The sequence below is a fragment of the Enterobacter mori LMG 25706 genome, assembly GCF_000211415.1.
GTDB classification, from domain to species: domain Bacteria; phylum Pseudomonadota; class Gammaproteobacteria; order Enterobacterales; family Enterobacteriaceae; genus Enterobacter; species Enterobacter mori.
Map to the genome: position 1 here is coordinate 598,220 of NZ_GL890780.1, position 3,517 is coordinate 601,736.

The 3,517-nt window shown below is 62.8% G+C and carries 3 protein-coding genes; 2 read left to right on the top strand and 1 reads right to left on the bottom strand.

Features of this window, described 5'->3' with window-relative positions:
- A partial coding sequence (locus ENTMO_RS26775) for an ATP-binding cassette domain-containing protein (RefSeq protein WP_010435854.1) occupies positions 1-757 on the bottom strand: 757 nt, incomplete at its 3' end.
- Between the two features lie 215 nt (positions 758-972).
- Between ENTMO_RS26775 and lsrR the strand changes: the two genes are divergently transcribed.
- Positions 973-1,941, top strand: a complete 969-nt coding sequence (gene lsrR, locus ENTMO_RS0121045) for a transcriptional regulator LsrR (RefSeq protein WP_010435856.1) — start codon at positions 973-975, stop codon at positions 1,939-1,941.
- Between the two features lie 34 nt (positions 1,942-1,975).
- Positions 1,976-3,517: autoinducer-2 kinase (lsrK, locus tag ENTMO_RS0121050; RefSeq protein ID WP_010435858.1), on the top strand; the 1,542-nt coding region annotated here is incomplete at its 3' end.

The following is a 3,517-nucleotide window of genomic DNA, read 5'->3' on the forward strand; positions in this document are numbered from 1 at the left end:
GGCGGTTGCCCGGCAGCGCCAGCCACAGCTTCTGCGTATCGCTGAGAGATTTATCGCGGCTTACCGGCGTCATGGCGGCGATCAGGGCGCTGTCGTCAAACTGCGCGGTTTCGCCGCTCAGCACGACCGCACCGTCGCGCATCACCGAGACGTGGCTCGCCAACTGGCGAATTTCCGGCAGCTTGTGCGAGATAAAAACAATCCCGACGCCGAGTGCCTGCAGGGCGCGGATCTGGCGAAACAGCCGCTCGGTTTCGCCCGGCGTGAGGGAGGCCGTGGGTTCGTCGAGGATCAGGATCCTGGCGTTGCGCATCAGGCCACGCAGGATCTCCACCATCTGCTGATCCGCCACTTCCAGGGTGCTGGCGGCGGCGTCGAGGCTAACCGGGCACTGCAGCTGCTGGAGCTTCTCCGCCAGCCGCTTTTCCAGATCGCGTTCGCGCGGCAGGCGGAACAGGATGTTTTCCCGCACCGTCAGGTTGGGGAACAGCAGCGGCTCCTGCGGCACCAGGTAAATGCCTAACCTGTGCGCCTGCACGGGCGTGAGCCGCGCATATGACTGCCCCTCGACAGAAAGTTCACCGTTGTCCGGCGTTTCCACCCCGGCGATGATCTTCATTAGCGTCGATTTTCCCGCGCCGTTCCCGCCCATCAGGGCGTGCACCTGGCCCGCAAGCAGCGTGAAATCAATGCCTTTCAGAACCGGCACCCCTGAGAACTGCTTGCTGATATTTCGCGCGTCGAGAAGTGGTGTCATCATCGCTCCGCTATTGAACAAATGATTTTTACATTTAATAATGTTCAAAAGCGTAGACGGTGAACTATATTTACAACCGTGCAGGGATCACAGTTTTATCGATTGAGATACAGATAAACCAGAAACGATCTAAAAGATCCGTTTTGTCGCGTGGCTCACATTTTCCCTTCGCGCCATCACGAACATATGATCTAAATTTTTATAAGAGTTCAATTATGAGCGATAAACGCACTGCGGAAGAAGGACGGTTTGCCGGGCTGGCGCTGGCGGAAGAAGAGCTGGTGGCGCGCGTGGCCTGGTGCTACTACCACGACGGGCTGACCCAAAACGACATCGGCGAGCGGCTCGGGCTGCCGCGCCTGAAGATCTCCCGCCTGCTGGAGAAGGGCCGTCAGTCCGGGGTGATCCGCGTGCAGATCAACTCCCGCTACGAGGGCTGCCTGGCGCTGGAAACCGAGCTCCAGCAGCGCTTTGGCCTGAAGCTGGTGCGCGTGATGCCCGCCCTGAATACCCCGCCGATGAACGTGCGGCTCGGCATTGGCGCGGCGCAGTCGCTGATGGGCGTACTGGAGCCCGGCCAGCTGCTGGCGGTGGGGTTTGGTGAAACCACCATGAGCAGCCTGCAGCACCTGAGCGGCTTTATCAGCTCACAGCAGATCCGCCTGGTGACGCTCTCCGGCGGCGTGGGGCCGTATATGACCGGTATCGGCCAGCTGGACGCGGCCTGCAGCGTGAGCATGATCCCCGCCCCGCTTCGCGTGTCATCTGCCGAGGTGGCCGGGATCTTAAAGCGTGAAACCAGCGTGCGGGACGTGATCCTCGCCGCCACCGCTGCCGACGTGGCGGTGGTCGGGATTGGTTCGGTGAACCAGCGACGCGATGCCACGATACTGCGCTCCGGCTATATCAGCGAAGGTGAACAGCTGATGTACGCCCGCAAAGGGGCGGTCGGCGACATTCTCGGCTATTTCCTCAATGCCGAGGGCGAGTGCGTTGAAGAGCTGGAGATCCACAAAGAACTGCTGGGCGTCACGCTCGATGAACTGGCGCAGCTGCCCACCATCGTTGGCGTGGCCGGAGGAGAAGAGAAAGCCGATGCGATTTATGCCGCACTGAAGGGCCGCCGTATCAATGGCCTGGTGACGGAGGAGACGACAGCCCGCGCGGTGCTGGCCCTGACGTAACGGGGTTGCCCTGCGCTAACAACGAGGCAAGCTCATGAGTTACCTTTTAGCGTTAGATGCAGGGACAGGCAGCATTCGCGCCGTGATTTTCGATTTACAGGGCAACCAGATTGCCGTCGGTCAGGCCGAGTGGAAGCACCTGAGCGTGGAGAACGTGCCGGGGTCGATGGAGTTCGACCTGGAGACCAACTGGCGGCTGGCCTGCCAGTGTATTTATCAGGCGCTGGAACGTGCGCACCTGAGCGCGGCGGATATTCAGTCCGTCGCCTGCTGCTCGATGCGCGAAGGGATAGTGCTGTATGACCGCAACGGCGAGGCCATCTGGGCCTGCGCCAACGTCGACGCCCGCGCCAGCCGCGAGGTCGCCGAACTCAAAGAGATCCACGACGACCGTTTTGAATCCGAAGTGTATGACGTTTCCGGCCAGACGCTGGCGCTGAGCGCCATGCCGCGCCTGCTGTGGCTGGCACACCATCGCCCGGATATTTACCGCAAGGCCGCCACCATCACCATGATCAGCGACTGGCTGGCGGCGAAGCTCTCGGGCGAGCTGGCGGTCGACCCGTCTAACGCGGGCACCACCGGCATGCTGGATCTCTTCTCCCGCGACTGGCGGCCGGCACTGCTCGACATGGCCGGCCTGCGCGCCGATATCCTCTCACCGGTGAAAGAGACCGGCACCGTGCTGGGCGCTATCACCAATGAGGCCGCGCAGCAGAGCGGCCTGCGCGAAGGCACCCCGGTGGTGATGGGCGGCGGCGACGTGCAGCTGGGCTGTCTGGGGCTGGGCGTGGTTCGCGCCGGACAAACCGCGGTGCTGGGCGGTACCTTCTGGCAGCAGGTCGTAAACCTGCCGCAGGTGCGCACCGACCCCGAGATGAACATCCGCGTGAACCCGCACGTTATCCCCGGCATGGCGCAGGCGGAGTCGATCAGCTTCTTTACCGGGCTGACCATGCGCTGGTTCCGCGACGCCTTCTGCGCCGAGGAAAAGCTGATTGCCGAACGGATGGGGATGGATACCTATTCCCTGCTGGAAGAGATGGCGAGCCGCGTGCCGGCGGGCTCCCACGGGGTGATGCCGATCTTCTCCGACGCGATGCATTTTAAGCAGTGGTACCACGCCGCGCCGTCGTTTATTAACCTCTCCATTGACCCGGAAAAGTGCAACAAAGCGACGCTGTTCCGCGCCCTGGAGGAGAATGCGGCGATTGTTTCGGCCTGCAACCTGGCGCAGATCTCGCGCTTCTCCGGCGTGACGTTTGAGAGCCTGGTCTTCGCGGGCGGCGGGTCAAAAGGGGCCCTGTGGAGCCAGATTTTAAGCGACGTCACCGGCCTGCCGGTGCGCGTGCCGGAGGTGAAAGAGGCGACAGCGCTCGGCTGCGCAATTGCGGCAGGCGCGGGCGCGGGGCTGTTTGCGGATATGGCCTCGACGGGCGAGCGGCTGGTGAAGTGGAGCCGCGAGTTCACGCCGAACCCGCAGCACCGCGAGCTGTACGACGGCATGATGCAGAAGTGGCAGGCGGTGTACGCCGACCAGCTGGGGCTGGTGGACAGCGGGCTGACGACGTCGATG